The 19,886-nt window shown below is 50.6% G+C and carries 16 protein-coding genes; 2 read left to right on the top strand and 14 right to left on the bottom strand.

From position 1 onward, the window contains the following. Positions 1–271: 271 nt before the first annotated feature. Positions 272–661 (bottom strand): Rid family detoxifying hydrolase, encoded by a 390-nt coding sequence (locus tag H6F86_RS11160; RefSeq protein ID WP_190448673.1) that lies wholly within the window; start codon positions 659–661, stop codon positions 272–274. 141 nt (positions 662–802) lie between these two features. After that, positions 803–1,234, bottom strand: coding sequence for an NUDIX domain-containing protein (locus H6F86_RS11155; RefSeq protein WP_190448679.1), 432 nt, complete (start codon positions 1,232–1,234; stop codon positions 803–805). A gap of 94 nt (positions 1,235–1,328) precedes the next feature. Between H6F86_RS11155 and malQ the strand changes: the two genes are divergently transcribed. Continuing rightward, positions 1,329–2,858: a 4-alpha-glucanotransferase gene (gene malQ / locus H6F86_RS11150; RefSeq protein WP_190448672.1), complete on the top strand. Its 1,530-nt coding sequence runs from the start codon at positions 1,329–1,331 to the stop codon at positions 2,856–2,858. A 268-nt stretch (positions 2,859–3,126) separates the two neighbouring features. Here malQ and H6F86_RS11145 read toward each other — a convergent pair whose 3' ends face one another. From H6F86_RS11145 to H6F86_RS11125, 5 genes are all read right to left on the bottom strand, one after another. Further along, the gene (locus H6F86_RS11145) at positions 3,127–4,086 is read right to left on the bottom strand and encodes a matrixin family metalloprotease (RefSeq protein ID WP_199305216.1); all 960 of its coding nucleotides are present in this window, start codon (positions 4,084–4,086) and stop codon (positions 3,127–3,129) included. A gap of 58 nt (positions 4,087–4,144) precedes the next feature. After that, the gene (gene secG / locus H6F86_RS11140; protein ID WP_190448671.1) at positions 4,145–4,378 is read right to left on the bottom strand and encodes a preprotein translocase subunit SecG; all 234 of its coding nucleotides are present in this window, start codon (positions 4,376–4,378) and stop codon (positions 4,145–4,147) included. Between the two features lie 143 nt (positions 4,379–4,521). Then, on the bottom strand, positions 4,522–6,120 hold the full coding sequence (gene gpmI / locus H6F86_RS11135; RefSeq protein ID WP_190448670.1) for a 2,3-bisphosphoglycerate-independent phosphoglycerate mutase: 1,599 nt from the start codon (positions 6,118–6,120) through the stop codon (positions 4,522–4,524). Between the two features lie 241 nt (positions 6,121–6,361). Further along, complete coding sequence (locus tag H6F86_RS11130; RefSeq protein ID WP_190448669.1) at positions 6,362–7,228, bottom strand: ABC transporter permease; 867 nt, start codon at positions 7,226–7,228, stop codon at positions 6,362–6,364. Between the two features lie 150 nt (positions 7,229–7,378). Continuing rightward, positions 7,379–8,779: a chloride channel protein gene (locus tag H6F86_RS11125; protein ID WP_190448668.1), complete on the bottom strand. Its 1,401-nt coding sequence runs from the start codon at positions 8,777–8,779 to the stop codon at positions 7,379–7,381. An 857-nt stretch (positions 8,780–9,636) separates the two neighbouring features. Between H6F86_RS11125 and H6F86_RS11120 the strand changes: the two genes are divergently transcribed. Beyond that, on the top strand, positions 9,637–10,035 hold the full coding sequence (locus H6F86_RS11120; protein WP_190448667.1) for a hypothetical protein: 399 nt from the start codon (positions 9,637–9,639) through the stop codon (positions 10,033–10,035). 13 nt (positions 10,036–10,048) lie between these two features. Here the strand turns inward: H6F86_RS11120 and H6F86_RS11115 are convergent, their stop codons facing one another. The 7 genes from H6F86_RS11115 to H6F86_RS11085 all read right to left on the bottom strand — a co-directional run bounded on the left by H6F86_RS11115 (position 10,049) and on the right by H6F86_RS11085 (position 19,789). Then, positions 10,049–12,337 (bottom strand): nitrate reductase, encoded by a 2,289-nt coding sequence (locus H6F86_RS11115; RefSeq protein ID WP_190448666.1) that lies wholly within the window; start codon positions 12,335–12,337, stop codon positions 10,049–10,051. Beyond that, positions 12,330–12,635, bottom strand: coding sequence for a DUF1830 domain-containing protein (locus H6F86_RS11110; RefSeq protein WP_190448665.1), 306 nt, complete (start codon positions 12,633–12,635; stop codon positions 12,330–12,332). Before H6F86_RS11110 ends, H6F86_RS11115 begins: the two co-directional genes overlap by 8 nt. A gap of 39 nt (positions 12,636–12,674) precedes the next feature. Further along, positions 12,675–13,517 (bottom strand): nitrate ABC transporter ATP-binding protein, encoded by an 843-nt coding sequence (locus tag H6F86_RS11105; RefSeq protein WP_190448664.1) that lies wholly within the window; start codon positions 13,515–13,517, stop codon positions 12,675–12,677. Positions 13,518–13,628: 111 nt separating this feature from the next. Beyond that, positions 13,629–15,635: a nitrate ABC transporter ATP-binding protein gene (locus H6F86_RS11100; RefSeq protein WP_190448663.1), complete on the bottom strand. Its 2,007-nt coding sequence runs from the start codon at positions 15,633–15,635 to the stop codon at positions 13,629–13,631. Positions 15,636–15,731: 96 nt separating this feature from the next. After that, positions 15,732–16,574, bottom strand: coding sequence for a nitrate ABC transporter permease (gene ntrB / locus H6F86_RS11095; RefSeq protein ID WP_190448662.1), 843 nt, complete (start codon positions 16,572–16,574; stop codon positions 15,732–15,734). A 199-nt stretch (positions 16,575–16,773) separates the two neighbouring features. After that, complete coding sequence (locus H6F86_RS11090) at positions 16,774–18,093, bottom strand: CmpA/NrtA family ABC transporter substrate-binding protein (RefSeq protein ID WP_190448661.1); 1,320 nt, start codon at positions 18,091–18,093, stop codon at positions 16,774–16,776. A gap of 142 nt (positions 18,094–18,235) precedes the next feature. Continuing rightward, a complete protein-coding gene (locus H6F86_RS11085; RefSeq protein ID WP_190448660.1) occupies positions 18,236–19,789 on the bottom strand; it encodes a ferredoxin--nitrite reductase in 1,554 nt (517 codons plus the stop codon). Positions 19,790–19,886: the final 97 nt, after the last annotated feature.

Here is a 19,886-nt window from a genome sequence, read left to right as displayed (position 1 = left end):
CTCATCGGTCAGGTCACTGTCGTAGTAAGGCTGACTCATATCCTCAAGCCATGTAGATGTCACTCTTCTGGTATCGCGCCTTTGTGACCGTAGTTGTCTTCTACTTCACATACATTTACAAACAGTTTCTCAGGCAATGGCATGAAGGTAAAGCTAATTCAAGCTCTACCTTCATGCCATTGCTAAGTTAACCTATAGCTGCCATTTGGTAGGGATGTGTTTATATAGAGTGCTATTGAAAGGAAGGGTGAAAGAGTGTAAATACATGAGCTTAGATCACTGCAATGCACTCAATTTCAACTAGAACATTTTTGGGTAGGCGAGATACTTCAACACAGGCACGGGCAGGCGCGATCGCGGCTTCAAAGTGTTGGGCATAAACTGCATTCATTGCTGCAAAATCATCCATTGCTTGTAAAAAAACGGTGGTTTTCACTACATCAGCAAACGTCGCTCCAGCCGCTTCTAGAATGGCTTGAAGGTTTGCAATGACCTGTTCTGTTTGCGCTGTAATGTCGTCTACTCCAACAATGTCACCTGTAGTCGGGCTAAGTGGAATTTGACCAGCGACAAAAACAAGCTGACCACTGGCAGCGATCGCTTGATTGTAGGGACCTACAGGTGCAGGCGCGTGCTCGGTACGAATAATTTTGTGAGACATAGTTAGGAGAAGGCTAAAGGATAAAAAGTGGCAAAAGGCAAAAATAGCAAAAGAGAAAAACCAATGATAAGGAAAAGATAGAGAGAAAATTGAAGTTTTTAGGCTTCTTTAACGCCTTTAGACTTTATCCTTTAGACTTTCTTAGATCACTCCAGGTCGAATGCCATAATGCCGATAGCGCCAGTAATCTCGCAGGATACGATCGTGATCAAAGCATAGGTTTGTCGGCACTCGCCACGGCTCAAACACCTCCAAATGCTTGGCATCATCACCTGCTGTTGGTTCGCCTTGCGCGATCGCTAGAAACACAATACTCAGGGTATGCTGACGTGGGTCTCGGGCTGGATCGGAGTAGACGTGGAATTGCTCAATCAACTCAACCTGCAAGCCAACTTCTTCCTCAGCTTCTCGTTTAGCCGCTGTTTCCACTGCTTCGCCATAATCTACGAAACCGCCCGGAAGCGCCCAACCGTGTGGCTCGTTGAGGCGTTCAATAAGCACGATCGGTCGGTGAGCGCGATCAGTTAGCTCAATAATGATATCTACTGTTGGAGTTGGGTTGCGATAAGCCACGTTCAGGTCTTTCATCTGGTAGGTTTTAACCCTGGAACACCATGATAGAGTCAAACCAACGCCGATTGTACGTCAACCTTCTCTTCCCAATCTCATGACTCGTTCCGACTCGCACCCAGCTTCGCCAGCCCGAATGAGCGGTATTTTACTGCATCCAACGTCTTTTCCCAGCCGGTTTGGCATTGGCGATTTAGGACCACAAGCCCGTGACTTTGTTGATTTTCTAGCTGAAACAGGGCAACGGCTCTGGCAAGTGCTGCCCTTGGGCCCGACAGGCTTTGGCAATTCGCCCTACATGTGCTATTCGGCGTTGGCAGGCAATCCCTTACTCATTAGCCCAGAGCGACTGCGCGATCGTGGCTTACTGAATGAAGCAGATTTCGATGGAATACCAGCTTTTGCAAGCGATCGTGTTCACTTTGATCAGGTAGCACCCTACAAAATGGGGTTGTTGGAGAAAGCGTGCGAAAACTTTAAAAACTACGCTAACGATGAACAAAAGCAGCAGTTCACCGCCTTTTGTGAGAGCAAAGCTTACTGGCTGGAAGACTATGCGCTGTTCATGGCATTAAAGCAAACCTCAGGTGGTGCAAGTTGGCATACGTGGGAAGTGGCGATCGCATGGCGTAAACCTGATGCTCTTGAAGACTGTCGCCAGCGTCTTACGGCTGAAATTTTTCATCAGAAATACTTGCAATACGAGTTTTTCCATCAGTGGTCTGATCTCAAGCAGTATGCCAACGCTAAAGGGATTGAAATTATTGGCGATATCCCCATCTACGTTGCTCATGACAGTGCTGACGTGTGGGCAAACCCCGAAAACTTTTGTTTAGATACTGAAACAGGTGAGCCTGCACTCATGGCGGGTGTACCGCCCGACTACTTCAGTGCGACCGGCCAGTTGTGGGGCAACCCCGTTTATAACTGGGATCATTTGCAACAATCAAACTTTCACTGGTGGGTCGGACGGTTCCGCGCCATGCTGGACTATGTAGACTTGATTCGCATTGACCACTTTAGGGGCTTTGAAGCCTACTGGGCAGTCAAACAAGGCGAAGAAACTGCCCTGGATGGAGAATGGGTGCAGGCTCCTGGCAAAGAGTTTTTTGAGGTCTTGCGCGAACAACTAGGCAGACTACCAATTCTGGCTGAAGATCTAGGTGTCATTACGCCTGAAGTAGAAGCACTGCGCGACCAGTTTGAGTTTCCGGGTATGAAGGTGCTGCAATTTGCCTTCGGTTCTGATCCTGAGAACCCATTCTTACCGTTTAACTATCCCCACCGTTGCGTTGTGTATACAGGTACTCACGATAACGACACGACGGTTGGCTGGTTTAACCAACTGTCTGATTACGAGAAAGGCAATCTTTGGCACTATCTCGGCAGTTTCAGTCCAGATGGCATCCAGTGGGACCTTATTCGGTTAGCGCTCAGTTCGGTCGCTAGTCTTGCCATTATTCCATTGCAAGATATTCTCGGTCTCGGTACAGAAGCTCGAATGAATTTTCCGAGCACTGCTGAAGGTAACTGGCAGTGGCGCTATCATGACGATGCGCTGCATGGCGAGTTGCACGATCGCCTCAAAAATCTTACCAGGCTCTTTGGTCGCGCTCCGGGGCAATAGTTTAGTTGTGTCTTGCAAATTCTCATAAAGCAACCGTTTTGCGCTTTGATTGTTAAAAGCCAACGGTCAGAAACTTCGATCGCTAAATCCGGTGCCGAATGTAATTGAGATCAATTACTGATATATCACGTTGAATTAGGCGTACGCGATCGCCCCCACTAAGACGAAATATCAGGCTGGCATTCTCAACTGCCAATTTTGCGCTATGGGCAGTTGTCTCTTGCTGTCAGCGGTAGATTTCTTAGCGCTGCCTTTTCGACCAACTAACTTATTCAACTAACGCCCAGCCCAGCCGCGTTGGCTGCTCGTATACCCGCTTAAGCGTGTTCAAATCTCTGGGCGAAAGGGGCGGCGGCTCACGAACCTGAGAGAAGTACATCACATCGGTTTGGGCTTGGCTATGCCCCCAAAGACCTAGCGCGTGACCCAACTCATGCCGTGCAGCAGCTCGAAGGTACAATGATGCCTGATCAGGACGAAGTTGAATGGTGCAACGGTGAGCAAGCATAGGCTTCGATGCTGCGTCTTCAAGTGAGCCTTTGACATACACCTTGTAGCTTGTTACCGCCGATCGCACGCGACCCAGTTGCAGCGTTGGGCGTGGTTCTCGTTGGGATTGACCGGATGCACTCTCTTGCTTAGGGTCTGGAGACACTTCAAACGTTAGCGGTGGCGGTGATCGCAGTACAACAATGTCTGCTTTATCAGCCTGGGTGACAAGCGTTAACGGTAAGTAACGATGCCACTCCTGCACGGCTTGGTTCACCGCTTTGATCCAGGTTTGCGACCGCTGGGCAGTAAAGGGACTCGCAAGCTCTGTAGGAGTTGGCGGCTGCACATAGACCCTTACCGGAAACTGTGACCACACTAGATAACCCACAGGCACCGTTTCAATCTGGTCAAAATAGTCGCCTGCTTGAGAGGCAGTCCAGGCTGCTAGTGCTGGTGGCAATGGGTGCACTTTGAGCGGGAAATCTGGATCGGCATCTGGCTTAGACAGTTGAGCGATCGCCGCCCTATTCAATGAGGTGCCCAGCACTGCGGGTGAGATGTTGGTTGGGCGGGCGACAACAGCAATGGCTACACTCATGACGATAGAGATCGCCATTAAGAACACGAGCCATACAGATTTTTGACGTGATCGCAGGCGATAGATCAGCTTCAAGCGACGAAGTTCACTCCATCGGTCTTTCCAACGCGTAACGACGATCGCGAGATGACTCACCACAGGCACACGCTCTTTTTGAGAAAATCTTGAGTTTCTCAGCGGTTATTTCGACAACAGGCTACTTCGGCAACCAATTGGCGCTTAAAACAACCGTGAGTCCCATAAAGATAACGGTGAGCGCCCAAGTAACGCGGTTCAGCGTTGTTTCAGCGCTTTTGGTGCTGGTAAAAAGTTGTGCCTGCCCACCCAAACCGCCTAAACCATCACCCTTGGGACTGTGTAGTAGCACAAGAATAATCAAACCCAGCGCAGCAAACGCCCAAACTGCTTCCAGGACATAGTTAAGCGTCATTGTAAAACCCTTCGCATGACAGAATGAAAAGACACTGGACAACAGACTGCCAGCCTAATCTCCAGTTTACAGTCCGAAGCCTGGTAGCGCGAATGGAAATTGCAATGTCCTTGCTTCAGCGCTTCCTCGTAAACCAGCAGTGCCTAACGCGACACTTGTACAGGAGTACGGTTGGGCTTGACCTCAAACTCAGCAGATTGGATCATCGATCGCCCAGTCATCTCAGGTGGTTGGGGCAGCTTTAAGATCTCCAGGATGGTGGGAGCAATATCAGCAAGACGACCATCCTCTCGCAGGGGCACATCAGTGCCGTGCACTGGGATCTTTCGCCCTTCGCCTTCAACCAGAATGAATGGTACTGGATTAGTCGTGTGTGCCGTCCAGGGATTACCCTGCCCGTCGCACAGTTCTTCAGCGTTGCCGTGGTCAGCAATGATGATCGTAGTGCCGCCTGCTTGAATAACACTCTCTAGCAAGCGACCCAGGCAGCGATCAACGGTCTCCAGAGCGCTTATAGTCGGCTCCATTTTACCCGTATGCCCCACCATATCCGGGTTAGCATAGTTGATCACAATAAGCGAATACACACGTTTGGCAACGGCAGCGACCGCCACATCCGTTACCTTGTCGGCAGACATTGCTGGCGCTGTATCGTAGGTTGCTACCATTGGGCTGGGCACCAACTCCCGATCTTCGCCCTCAAATGGCTCCTCAATACCACCGTTGAAAAAATAGGTGACATGAGCATACTTTTCGGTTTCGGAAGTACGTAACTGGCGCAACCCATGACGGGCAATCACTTCACCCAAAATGTTGGTCAAATCCTGTGGCTCAAAGGCTACAGCGACGGGCAAGTGCGAGTCGTATTGAGTAAAAGTAACAAAAGACAGCGGCTGGATTTGTTCGCGCTCAAAGCCATTAAAGGCAGGATCAACAAACGCTTGCGTTAACTGCCTCGCGCGATCGGGTCGGAAGTTGAAGAAAATCACGCCATCGCCAGGCTCTACGGCACCAGGTGCAATCCGCGTAGGCAGCACAAATTCGTCAGTCTTGCCTGCTTCGTAGGCTGCTTGCAATACGGTCAGCGCCGATCGCTCATCGCCAGCACCATCCTGCGTCATCACATCGTAGGCAAGCTGCACCCGATCCCAGCGATGATCGCGATCCATGCTGTAGTAGCGTCCACTCAGCGTGACGATGCGTCCAACACCATGGGCAGCGATGTAGTTCTGAATCTTCTCGACAGAAACCTTCCCTGCTGTTGGTGCAGTATCGCGCCCATCCGTCGTGACATGAATGCAGACATCGCTTATCTGCTGCTCTTGTGCCAGATCAAGCAAGCCGAAGAGGTGCGTCAAGTGTGAATGAACGCCACCCTCTGAACAAAGACCGACTAGATGCAGCTTCGTGCCGTTGCGCTTCACGTCTTGACAGACTTTTACCAGCGCTGGATTGCTTAGTAACGTGCGATCGTCTACCGCGTCTGAAATTCTTACCAATTCTTGAGGCACCACGCGCCCAGCACCAATGTTAAGGTGCCCAACTTCAGAGTTGCCCATTTGTCCGTCTGGTAGCCCTACATCCTTACCTGAGGTACGAATCAGCGTGTGTGGATAGGCAGCCCAAAGGCTATCAATGACAGGGGTTTTTGCCGCTTGCACAGCATTGCAATCCGTCTCTTCGCGGTATCCCCAACCATCCAAAATCACCAGCACCACTGGAGAGACAGGCGTCTGCGCCATAGAAACTCGTCCTTCCTGAATGAGGTCTCCGAAATGATAGCATTGTCGCTTGTATCCTTAAAGCTGGAATGAACCTGAAGGCACAATCTTTTTGCAAGCTTGACGGATTGATGAAGCACTTGATGCCTCATTTGGGGAGAGGGAATAGGTCGTGAGAGAAGCAAGGGAAGTGAGAGAAGCAAAACTCAACATTCAGTTAGAAGCTAGATAGGCAAGAAGAACCTGATTTATCCTTCAGCCCTCACCGCTCCTTTTGGTTGAGCCACTCATTCAACCCCTCGCCTAGCAGCGACAAACCAACGACCATTAGCGTCATCGCTAGACCAGGAAACAGCGTTGTCCACCAAATGCCGCCTGTAGACAGCCCATCTAGCGCCTGCCGTAGGTCGTAGCCCCATTCAGCTGTTTCTTCTGGCAAACCTAGCCCCAGAAAACCCAAGCTGCCCAGCGTTAGAATGGCATCGGCAGCATTGAGCGTAAACAGCACTGGCACACTCTGCACCACATTCAGAAACAGGTAGCGGCTGAGGATTGCCCATGTAGACGCGCCCATTGCCTGCGCTGCTTCAATAAAAAGCTCAGTCTTAACGCTTACCGTATGGTTGCGTACTACCCGGTAATACTGAGGGACGTAGGCAATGCTGAGGGCGATCGCCGCATTCACTACACCACGACCGACCACAAACGCCAGCGTTACTGATAACAACAGCCCTGGTAGCGTGTAGATCGTATCCATCAGAAACAGCAGCAGGCGATCCAATCGACCGCCCAGATAGCCACTGACCATACCTAACGGTACGCCAATTACCAAACTTAAAACCGTTGCTAAAACCACTACCTGAAGCGCTGCCTGGCTACCAAAGATTGTGCGAGAAAGCACGTCATAGCCCAAACGAGTAGTGCCAAACCAATGGCTTAAGGATGGTGGCTCTTGAGGGGGATTTTCCAGAAACTCAGTAGGGTCTTGGAGCCAGCCAATGCCTTGTAGCACTGGAGCCAGTACGACTAAACCAATAAAAAACACTGTGATTATCAACCCTACCTGTGTCAGTCGCGCTGAGAGGGTGCGATCGGTAAAGCGGAAAAGTTGGGGTAAGGAGAGAGCCATTAGTTGTAGCAGTCCTGGGAGACAGGCAAACGGTAAAACAAGCGGTAAAAGGCGAGTGGCAATCCTAACACCTCTTACTTACCTCGACTTTTATCTTCACTCAGGGCGATCGCTTGCTCATGCTGACCCTGTTAGTTCTTGACAATCACCTTACACTTTTACGGGTACTTCCACAGCGATCGCCTGAGGGTCTGCCTGAAAGCTTTCTCCGTTGGGGAAGACGGTGCGCGATCGCTGTGTACCAATCAACGACACCTGAGTCGTTAGCAGAAAGCTCGTAAAGCTTGCAATTAGCACGACTGGCACCATTGCCGTATCTGACAGTACGCTCAAGATGACAGTTGTGCTGATGGGCGTTTTGGTGATTGCCACATTCACGGCTGCCATCATGCACACCATTGCAATGGTTGGATGAATGTCAGGCACGATCAGCGCGATCGCGTAGCCAAACGTTGCGCCGAGGTAAAACAGTGGAAAGATAAAGCCGCCCCGAAATCCAGAGTGTAGCGTGAAGCTAATTGCCAGCATTTTAGTGAAACCGACGATGAGCAGCATCGTTAATCCCAACGTTGCACCTGTTTCAACGACCGTTTGAATTTCTTTCTCACCGAAAAAGAGGGTTTGAGGCACTGCCAGAGCTAGTAAGCCGATCGCCAACCCACCTAAGGTTGCCAGCAGAATAGTGTGGTGTTCCAGGCGCTTCAGCAGCAACCCAATGAGCCGAAATAACCCTACAAAGACCACTGCAATCAGCGCCCCCATTGCACCAAGCAGCAACCCGTGCCCCAGACTCATCAGCGTCAATTGTGGAATGATGGCAAACTGGTACATCCCGCCGATCGTTAGCCCTGTGTTGAAGCGAAACACAAAAAAGCTAAGGATTGCCGATAGCACGGCTGGAATCAACGCCTCGTAGTATTCCAATCCGCGTCGGTGGGGTATCTCTAGCGCAAACAGTGCTCCACCCAACGGTGCACCAAAAAAGGCACCCAAGGCTGCGCTCATGCCGCAGAACGTTAGAACACGAGTATTGAGTAATGTTAGTCCTAGCTTGCCGCCTAACCAACCCCCAAAGCTACCAAGAATCTGCACCAGGGGCGCTTCGGGTCCTGCACTACCGCCAGCCGTAATGGAAAACAGAGACGCAACAATCATGGCTGGCGTTTGTTTGATATCAATGCGACCCGGATCATGCACTTTATCGACTACCATTGCCACTTCACCCGGTAGCCCCATGTAATGCAAGGTCAAACCGACGCAGAAGCCACCGATCGTCGTTGCTATCCACACATAGTTCCAAGCAGGAATATTAGCTGGAAAGTACGGAGTAATCAACTCAGGCAAGGTATGCCAGGTCATATGAAGACAGGCTTCTAAAACATCGTAATAGACAGTTGCTACTAACCCTCCGGCAATACCAATCAGCGCCGCACAGAGAATCAATTGTTGATAACCCAGCTCATTTGCACCATAACTGCGCTGCGCTTCGTCGGTTTCAGTAGCTGTATCTTGACTGGAACGATCGTTACTTGGTGAAGACGTAGATACCATAGGGCTTCTCAATAGGTGGTGAAGAAAAGACAGCCAGTGCCAGTACAACTGATGCCAAAAATATCCTTTAAGCAAATAAGAAAAAGCTTTATTCTGTGCACTTTCCTTAATTAAAAAACTTGCTGAATGTGCAAAAGCGTACTCTTCAATAAGGTGTGAAAATGTTTGATTTGAGCAATTGAAATGATTGCTTTTAGCTCATGTAATCAAGTTAGATTTTGTCAGCTTTGATAAATGTATTGCCCGTAACGTTTAGAACTAAAGCGTGCGCGATCAACAGACAAAAAATGTCGATCGCGCATGGATTGCTTCAAACAGGCATAGCAAGCAATTGCCAAGAAGCAGATCCCTTAACGTTTGAAAAATTGGGCTTTTGATGCTTTATTGGTTAACCAAAACAGAATCATGCTGTGTACACTGTTTTGGTCGCCTTTGTCAGAATTTCAAGACATAACGTTTACACGATCGCACCTACGTTGAATTGACCATTGCTAGATCAAATCAGTGTTAGTTGGACGCTATAGCGATCGACTCTAGCGCTTTGTAGCAGGCACTTTATACCAACGCCTTTTCTACACGCTACAAAGCAAAATCCCTCTGCCTGCGGCTTTCTCCTTCATAAGGGTACTGAGAGATTAAGCAGGGAAAGCTATAGTCAGCACTTTTTGATGGGTACGATGCCAGTAGTTTTTGATACATCACGTGCTGACCATCTGCTTATGTATGCCTCTACGTTCTAATCGAGCGCTGCTTCCCGTCACTCTGCCTGCGCGACAGACTAGAGTACAGCTTGATCAGAAAAAGTAGAGAGAGTATTATTAGATACAGAAAGTTGACTTTAAATTCATCTTAAAACAATGATTTCAGATGTAGTGCAAGAGCGTTTTAATGTTGCTCCTGCTCAGGTAAGCGGCAGTTGGCATAAGGGGCAACGCACGATCGGACGTAAACTCGTTCCTCTAGCGATCGGTTGTCTTACTACTGCAAGCATAATGACGATCGCGGCTCCTTCTGTTGCCCAGATGGTGCCAGTCCAAGCAGGTCATGCCACTCTGGCAACCTCACCGCTTAGTCTAAGCCGGACGCAGATGGAGCAAATGGCAAATATTCTCTTAGCGTTAATTTATCTGGTGCTGCCCCTTGGGTTTAGCGTTGGGCTAGTGCTGCACGATCGCCATCAAGCGCAGCGCACCGCCACACTAGAAGCCCAAATTAAACTGCTAGAAAAACTTTGGCACCAATCACCACAGGCTTAAATGCTTCGTAAGCTTAAACAAAAAGCGGTGGCAACAATGTGCCTAATGCCATAGCAGGGTCTGATGTAGCACCATCAGCTTCAGGCGCGACTGGCACAAGCTGAACTGCACAGGCTTTTAGCTCTGGCTGCAATGAGTCTGGGCAAGCTGTGGCATGGGTAAGGGCATTGGCTTCGGCTTGCTTCGCCCATAAGGCACCCCAATGCATGGGCACAAAGACGGTTTTGCGTGTGATAGCGGTGGTTATTTTAGCCGGGAAACGCGCAATGCCACGTTGCGATCGCACTTCTAGCCATCCACCATCCTCAATACCCAGTGCAGACGCATCGCGGGGATGAATCTCGATGAACGGACCATCATACATTTGGCTAATTTTATCGACTCGTCCAGTACGGGTTTGAGTATGCCAGTGCCCATACAATCTGCCAGTCGTCAGCACGTAGGGATAGTTGTCGTCGGGTGGCTCTGCCAAGCCGCGCGAGTGGTAGGCTGCAAAGTGGGCACGGCCATCCGGCGTGTAAAACCGGCGATTGGCGTAGAGGCGCTTTGCTGCTAACCGAGAGGCTGAAAGCTTTTGTGGATTGCGAATAAAGGAGGGAAAGCGAAATCTGCCTTTCTCAGTTTGGATAATGTTGCCCTCATCTTCACCTTTAGTGCAAGGCCATTGTAGGGGACCTTCGTGGCGGAGACGATCGTGGCTGATACCAGTCATATCGCAGGGTCGATCGCGGGTTAGCTGCACAAATTCGGCATGAACATCAGCGGCACCGTTGAAGGTAAACGGCTTGCCAAAGCCCAACCGCCGTGCGACTTCTGCAAAAATCACCCAATCGGCACGGGCTTCACCAGGAGGCGTGCGGAACTGAGGGCAAAGGGTGACGCGCCGTTCGGAGTTGGTCATTGTGCCAGGGGCTTCGCTCCATTGGGCAGCAGGCAGCAGCACGTGAGCGTAAGGGGTCGTTTCAGTCGGGTAATAGGCTTCTTGATAGACCGTGAAAGGCGATCGCAGCAGGGCACGTTTCGTTCGCTCTAGATCCGGCATACTGACGACCGGATTCGTTGCAGCAATCCACAAAAACTCGACGGCTCCCTCTTCTAAGCCTGTAATCATGTCCCAGGCAGTACGTCCCGGTTGAGCAGCAATCTGTCCTGGTTCCAAGCCCCAAAACTGCTCGACCTCGGCACGGTGCTGCGGATTCTTGACCGAGCGATACCCTGGCAGCAGATGAGACAGACCACCAGCTTCACGTCCACCCATCGCATTCGGTTGCCCTGTAAGCGAAAACGGTCCTGCGCCCGGTTTGCCGATTTGTCCTGTCATGAGGTGCAGGTTGATGATCGATCTCACCTTTGCCGTGCCTTCGCTCGACTGGTTCACACCCATCGACCACATGGACAGCACTCGTTGCGATTCACCCCAATACCGGGCAGCTGTTTCTAGATCCTCTTTAGAAATGCCACATCGTTTTGCAACGACATCCGGGGTATAGTCCTCAATAACTTCTGCAAAAGCAGTAAAGTGGCTCGTGTGCTTAGTGACAAAAACCGAATCTAGGTAGCCCCGATAAAGCAGCAGGTAGGCAAGACCATTGAGCAAATCAATATCAGTACCCGGCTGAATCGCCAGATGCAAATCAGCAACCTCTGCGGTTTGGGTTTTGCGTGGATCAACCACAATTAGCTTGACGTGCTTGTTCTGCTTGTGGTGCTTTCGCAGTCGATTAAAAAGAATGGGGTGACATTCGGCAGCGTTCGTACCAATCAAAAAAGCGCAGTCGGTCACATCCAAATCGTCATAGCAACAAGGTGGACCGTCCGCGCCAAAACTTTGAACATAGCCAGCAACAGCAGACGACATACACAGCCGCGAGTTGGCATCAAAATTATTGGTGCCAAGAAAGCCTTTCATTAGCTTTTGGGCAACGTAATAATCTTCGGTGTTGAACTGCCCAGAACCGTACATGCAGAGCGCATCAGCTCCCTTAGTAGCGCGGACGGTTTGGATGCGATCGACCACTCGCCCCAATGCTTCATCCCAGGTAGCACGGCGAAAGGGTTCATCCAGCGAATCGCGTACCATTGGATGCAGCAAGCGATCTTTGTGCAGCGACTCGGCGATCGTGGCACCCTTGACGCAAACCATTCCCTGACTGGACGGATGCGTACGATCGCCCCGTGCCTGCCAAATCGGTGTGCCTTGTTTATCACGATTGACAGTTTTACCGGGTATGGCTGGCGGCGATACTTCAAGACCGCAACCAACACCACAGTAGGGGCAGAGGGTTTTAATAGGGTCAGTCATAGGCGCTATCCATCGTGGCATCGGCAAAATTTAGCCCAGTGCGAAGTCCCTCTCTTACCTGCAAGCTCAGACACGGAATCTGGTCTAGCAGTAAAGCGCTGGTGCTAGTACGAACTTCGAGCAATGCCTCCGGCAACGTCTCAAACAATAGGCGCTCTCGGGGAAAAATCACACGCTCAAACACTCCATTGGGGATGTTTGCAATGCGGGCAATTTGCATCTGGCTACTGACATTCTCGTAATAGCAAAGAATACGCTGAGACCAACGATCAGGAAGTGACGTAGAGGTTTGAGCCATAGCTAGGATTCGTTGCAACAAGGGGGGCATGAACTGCAATTACCCAACATCATCATGAGCAAAACGGTGGTACAGGAAGTCCAGCGCATAGTTACGCAGTTCGTAATACTTGGGGTCTTCCATCACAAGGGTGCGATCGCGCGGGCGCGGGAACGGAATGGTCAACACCTCGCCGATCTTTGCTGCTGGTCCGTTGGTCATCATTACCAGGCGATCGCTCAATAACAGTGCTTCATCAATGTCGTGGGTAATCATCAAAACTGTGACGCGATGCTCCGTCCAGATTTTTAGCAGTTCTTCCTGCAATTCTTCTCGCGTGATGGGATCAAGCGCACCAAACGGTTCATCTAAAACCAACACTTGCGGACGTAACGCCAGCGCTCTAGCAATGCAAACCCGCTGCTTCATCCCACCAGATAACTGCCCTGGTTTTTTGTTAGCGGCTTCGGTCAGACCTACTAGCGCCAAGTGATCGTGAACAATCTGGTCTTTCTCGGCTTTCGGCTTGTCGGGCCAAACGGAGTGAATGCCCAAATAAATGTTCTCAAACGCTGTCATCCAGGGCAAGAGGGAGTAGTTTTGGAACACCACCATGCGATCGGGTCCTGGTTGAGTGATGCGCTTGTTTTGCAGCCGCACTTCGCCAATAGTAGGCGTACGAAAGCCCGACACCATATCCAGTAGCGTTGATTTGCCACAGCCAGAGTGACCAATAACGCAAACAAACTCACCTTCATTGACCGTGAGATCAATGCCATCCAGAACGACGTAGTCTTCACCACCTGCAACGGGATACGACTTGGTGAGCTGCTCAATTACCAGAAATGGCTCTGACGGTGGCGACAGTTTGGGTTCAACAGTTGTGCTGTTAACAGTTTGCATAGGGGAAAGAAGTGAGGTGGAGGAGTGAGGTGGGCAGGAGGCTGAGGAGTCGGGGAACGCTTTGGGTTGCGTTAGCCTTTAAGCCTTCAGCCTTCTTTTCTGCTTAAGAACTTAAACAGTAGCGGCGACAAGGGCGTCGATCGCCACTTCTTCAATCCGAAGCTCGCGTTTGATTGCCAAACCATTGAGATAGCCAACGGGATCGTCAGGGTTAAACACACTGCCATCAGCAAAGTGAACAAGACCACGATTGGGTTCAATATCTAGCAAACCGAGCTCGCGTGCTGCTTCACCAAATACGTCTACTCGACGCACGCGATCGAGCACGTCCACCCAGTTTTTGGGAAAGGGTGTGAGACCCCAACGAGCAAACTGGGTCATAATCCATAGCCCTTCGGTGCGATAGGGGCAATTCGTCTGATCCACGTAAAACTGATTGAAGCGTGGTAGGTTTTCTGGTTCAGAGTCGAGGCTACGACGGTAGGGATCAACTAAACCAGGGCGAAGGTATTCAAGTTTTGCACCGACATATTCGGGGCGACTCAGCAAGGTGGCGAGTTCTTCGCGGTTGCGGCGATCGTCGCAGTATTCGCAGGCTTCTAGCAGCGCTTTGACCAGTGCCAGATGGGTGTTGGGGTACTGGTTCGCCCAATCTTCGCGCACGCCCAGCACCTTTTCTAGATGCCCTGGCCAGATGTTGAAATCGGTCGCGACAACAAAGCCCAGCCCTTCCTGTACAGCATGGGAGTTCCAGGGTTCGCCAGCGCAGAAACCATCAATGCTGCCTGCTTTCAACGTTGCCACCATTTGCGCGGGTGGAATCACCGTTAGACTCACATCCGTATCGGGGTCGATACCGCCTGATGCCAGCCAGTGACGCAGCAGCAGGTTGTGCATAGAGGAGGGATGTACAACTGCCAGCGTATGGATTTTGTCTGGAGTTTGGGCGATCGCGTGCTTGAAATCTGCCAATGTCCGCACGCCAGCATCGTACAGTTGCTTGCTAAAGGTAATGGCATTGCCGTTGCGACTGAGTACCAGTCCTGTTACGGTCGGCAAGGGCGCTTTACCACCCATCCCTAGCGTCATTGCTAGCGGCATTCCAGCCGTCATCTGAGCCGCATCTAAACGCTTCGATGCTACGCCTTCAGAAATCGCTTTCCAGCTTGGTTCCCGCGACAGCGTTACGTCCTCCAAACCATGTTTTTGAAAGAAGCCTTTTTCTTTAGCAATAATCAGCGGCGCACAGTCGGTTAGTGGTACAAAGCCAAGCTCCAGGTTGACTTTTTCTAAGCCGTTGCGGGCGATTACGGCAGTTTGCCCCACCTTACGCTGCTTTGCTTTCTTCTGCTGATTGAGGAAGTAGACAATCTCTGACCGCAGCGCGTAGTAGTTCGAGTGGTTGACCACCTTGAGACGATCGCGCGGACGCACAAACGGCACCTCTAGAATTTGCCCTACGTAGGATTCTGGTCCATTGGTCAGCATGACGATGCGATCGGACAACAGCAACGCTTCATCCACATCATGCGTCACCATAATGCAGGTCAACTGGTATTCGTCCGCAATCTGCATCAACTGATCCTGCAAACTGCTGCGCGTGAGAGCATCCAACGCACCAAAGGGTTCATCCAACAGCAGCAACTTCGGACGAATAGACAGCGCACGAGCGATCGCGACCCGTTGTTTCATACCACCCGACAACTGCCCTGGCTTTTTATTTGCAGCTGGACGCAGTTTTACCAGATCAATGTGACGTTCGATGATGTCCTTGCGTTCTTCGGCTGGCAAGTCTTTCATCACCCGATTGACTGCTAACGCAATGTTTTCCCGCACAGTGAGCCAGGGCAAAAGCGAATAGTTTTGAAATACGACCATGCGATCGGGACCCGGTTTTGTCACCTGCCGTCCCTCCAGCACTACGCCGCCCTGCGTTGGAGTATTCAGCCCCGCAATAATATTTAGCAGGGTTGATTTGCCGCAGCCAGAGTGACCCAGCAGAGTGATGAACTCTCCTTTTGTAATATCGAGGGTGATATTCTTGAGCGCGATGTATTTAAGACCGTTGGGTAATGGAAAGACCTGATCAACGTGATCAACTTCGACGAAGGAAGACATGGCAACTAAGAGTGAGGGGTAAGGAAGCCAACGCAAGAACGATCAGAGGGAGAACAGAAGCAATCCATTGACTTCTATTCTTGAGCATTAACCGCTCTATTTCTGCTCTTGGGAAACAACCAACGAGGAGATAAACGTGATCAATTTATCCAGCAACAAGCCCACAACGCCAACATAGATAACGGCTAAAATTACTTCGCTCAGGTTGCCGCTGTTGTAGGAATCCCAGATAAAGAAGCCAATACCAACGCCGCCTGTGAGCATTTCAGCCGCAACGATCGCCAGCCACGATAGCCCGACTGAAATCTTCAACCCTGTGAAAATATACGGTACAGTCGCAGGCAACAAAATCTTGGTGAAATATTCCGTCTTTGAAAGTTGCAGCACCTTAGCTACGTTCGTGTAGTCCTGCGGAATCTGCTGAACCCCAACGGCAGTATTGATGATGATGGGCCAGATTGCCGTAATAAAGATTACGAAAATTGCTGATGGATTCGCCTGCTGGAAAGCCGCTAGCGAGATGGGTAGCCAGGCTAGGGGCGGAATCGTTCGCAAAACCTGAAAGATGGGATCAACCGCCTGGTACAGCAGCGCGATCGACCCGATCAAAATGCCAACGCTAATACCAACGGCTGCCGCCAACGTATAGCCGATCGCCACACGATTCAAACTAGCAAGAAGCTGCCAGAACAGCCCCACATCCGAGCCACCGCTGTCAAAAAACGGATCAATAATCAGCGGGTCCCAAGTTTCTTCCAGTACTTTGAGCGGGCTAGGCAGACTGGCACCCTCACCAGAGGTCAAGAGTTGCCACACAGCCAGAAACGCGATCAGCGCCACAAGAGACGGCACTAAACTCTTGGCTCGCTTGCCAAGAAGAGTGGCAAAGCGCTGCGGATAGCCACTTCTAACGCTACCAATGTCTAATCTTGTTGCCATGTTCCGGGTCTACTCCAGATGATGTTGCAAGTTGTGCAATACAGAACAGTGCGAGGTTTGCAGAACAAGCACTATGGATTTGAAAGGTGGAAAGTTTGAAAGATGGAAGGTTCAATTGATGAAATTTCCCAACTGCAAAAGTTGGCGGTGCTTTTGGTTCTTGATCTGCCCATAAGCAACCGCATTAAACTTCTAACGCCTATACCTTCTTGATTTTGAGACCCTTTAGATAAGCACTGGGGTCTGCCGGATCGAACTTAACGCCATCAAAGAACGTTTCCACACCACGCGATGTGCTCTTAGGGATAGCAGCTTCTTGCCCGATCGCCTTCGCCGCTTCTTTCCACAAATCTTCGCGGTTAACGGCATCAACCAGCTTTTTCGTGTCGGTATCTGCGGGTATGTAGCCCCAGCGAATATCTTCAGTAAGGAACCAGAGATCGTGGCTCTTGAAGGGATAGGAGGCATTCTCAGCCCAGAATTTCATTAAGTGGGGGCTATTTTCAACGACCTTGCCGTTGCCGTAATCAAACTTACCTTGTGCCCGTTCCACAATGTCTTTTGCGGGCACCTTAAACCACTCTCGCTTGGAGATGATTTTGCACATCTCCTCTTTGTTTTCAGGCTTGTCGCACCAGATTTGCGCTTCTTGCACTGCCATCAAGAGTGCTTTGGCTGCCTTAGGGTTTTTGTCTACCCAATCTGCCCGCATACTAAACGCCTTTTCGGGGTGATTCTTCCAAAATTCTCCCGTGGTGAACGCTGTAAAGCCCAACCCCTGGTTAACCAGTTGAGCATTCCAGGGTTCACCCACGCAAAACGCTTCCATATTGCCAACCTTCATGTTGGCAACCATTTGCGGTGGCGGCACTGGAATAGTTGAAATATCTTTATCAGGGTTGATGCCACCAGCCGCCAGCCAGTAGCGCATCCAGAGGTCATGGTTGCCACCTGGAAAGGTAACGGCTGCCTTGATTTCCTTACCCGTTGACTTCGCTTTTGAGAAAGCGTCTTTGAGGGGAGCGCTGTCTAACCCTAGTTTGATGTCCTTATAGTCGTTGGAAACCGAGATACACTGACCATCCAGATTAAGGCGAGCCAGGATGTACATTGGCACTTTATTGCCCTTAGTGATGGTGCCTGCGGAAATCAGGTAAGGCATGGGGGACAAAATATGGGCACCATCAATGCCACCGCCACCGGAGCCCAGCACCAAATTGTCGCGGGTGACAGGCCAGGAGGCTTGCTTGACCACCTCAACATCTTTCATGCCGTACCGTTCAAAGTAGCCCTTTTCCTTGGCAATGATGAGCGGTGCAGAGTCAGTCAGTGCAATAAAGCCAAGCTTCGCGGTTGTTACTTCTGGTGCATCGGCGGGGTTGACGTTTACGGCTGGTAACGCGCTGGGCGAGCCTTCGCTTTTAGCGGATTTAGACGATCGACAACCGTTGATCAACAAGGCGCTTGCAGCCGTTGCACCAGTGGTAAAAATAAACTTCCGTCTTGAGAACTGACTCATGAACTGTGCTCCTAATCTTTCCTAAATAAATGCAGGGCTATATCTAAGCCCAGGTATTGCCAAAAGGCATTCTTGTTAGCTTGAGGCGCGATCGTCTTCAAGCTGTCACTGCGTTGATCGATCAACGAGCGGCACTAAAAACTTAGCTACCAGCAGCCACCGGCTGACGTAATGTTGAGCCAAAGTGCTGCATCAATAAATCCCGCAGGACGGGCTTGAGATCGCTACAGGGGATACCTTTAGTGACACAGGTGCCTAGTGCGGCATCTTTGCCGACTTTGCCACCCATATAGATATCCACACCTTCAACCGTTTTGCCATCCTTGCGAACTTTGGTGCCCATTAAGCCAATGTCAGCAACCTGAGGCTGCCCACAAGAGTTGGGACAACCCGTCCAGTGAATTCGCACTGGGTTGGGCGAATCCAGTTCGGCTTCCAGTTCGTCGATCAATGCCTGGGCACGATTTTTAGTCTCGATCAGCGCGAAGTTGCAGAACTGGCTACCGGTGCATGAGACGAGCGATCGCGACAGCGGGGCAGGCGCGACCGAGAACTTCTTCAACAGCGGTTCCTGAAGCAGTGGCTCTAGTCGAGAGTCCGGCACATTGGGGAGAATAACATTCTGCTCCACCGTTAGCCGGATCTCGCCGCTACCGTACACATCTGCCAGTCGCGCCAAGTCAAACATATCGGCAGCAAACAGGCGACCAACTGGAATATGTAGCCCCAGGTAGTTCAGTCCAGGCTGCTTCTGGGCATACACGCCAATGTGATCGCGTTTGTCCCAGAGGATTTCGTCTTTGAGGGCAGCGGGTTCCAGCGATCGACCCATTTGGGTTTCCACTTCAGAGCGGAGCTTTGCCACGCCCCATTCGTCGATCAACCACATGAGCCGTGCTTTTTGCCGATTAGCTCGCAAGCCGTGCTCGCGATAAACAATCAAGAGCGCTTCGCACAATGCCACTACATCGTCAGGCGCAACCCACACATCAAAGGGAACGGCAGCTTCACAACGTTTGCCTGAGAAGAAACCACCGACTAGAACGTTGAAGCCAAAACGCTCATCTTTGTAAGCAGGAATAAACGCAATATCGTTGATTTCGGCATGAACCGAGTTATCGCGGCAACCGGCGATCGCAATATTGAACTTACGCGGCAAGTTTGTAAACGCTGGATTGCCTTCGCCCTTATTGGTAATCAGATCTTGAACCTGTTGAATCAGCTCGCGGGTGTCAAATAATTCATCAGCATCAATGCCTGCAACGGGCGAACCTGTAATATTCCGCACGTTGTCCATGCCTGACTGGATGCTGGTCAGCCCAACCGCTTCAAAGCGACGGAAAATATCTGGTACATCCTCAATCCGAATGCCGCGTAGCTGAAGATTTTGGCGTGTGGTGATATCAGCGTTGCCATCATCACCATAGCGTTGCACGACTTCTGCCAAGACGCGCATCTGACTGCTCGTCATAATGCCGTTGGGCAAGCGCATCCGCATCATGAATTTGCCAGGGGTGACGGGTCGAAAGAAAACACCCATCCATTTCAAGCGGTGGTCGCGATCGGCTTCATCCATTGCCTCCCAACCAATTTGAGCAAAATGCTCTAGTTCAGCTTTAACTGCCAAACCGTCCTTTTCAGCTTTGAGTTTTTCAAATTTATTCAGATTTGCTACTGCTGGAACCGTGCTGGTCATATTGCCCTCGTTTCGGACTGCACTTCAAGCTATGTTCTGATATAGAATCAGTTAATGCGGCTGAAGACTGTTCAACAACAACAAAGTGTGTGCAAGA

The organism is Phormidium sp. FACHB-592 (genome assembly GCF_014695795.1).
GTDB lineage: Bacteria > Cyanobacteriota > Cyanobacteriia > Leptolyngbyales > Leptolyngbyaceae > Stenomitos.
The sequence above is the reverse complement of the archived record's forward strand: the minus strand, read 5'-3'. Positions and strand labels throughout refer to the sequence as shown.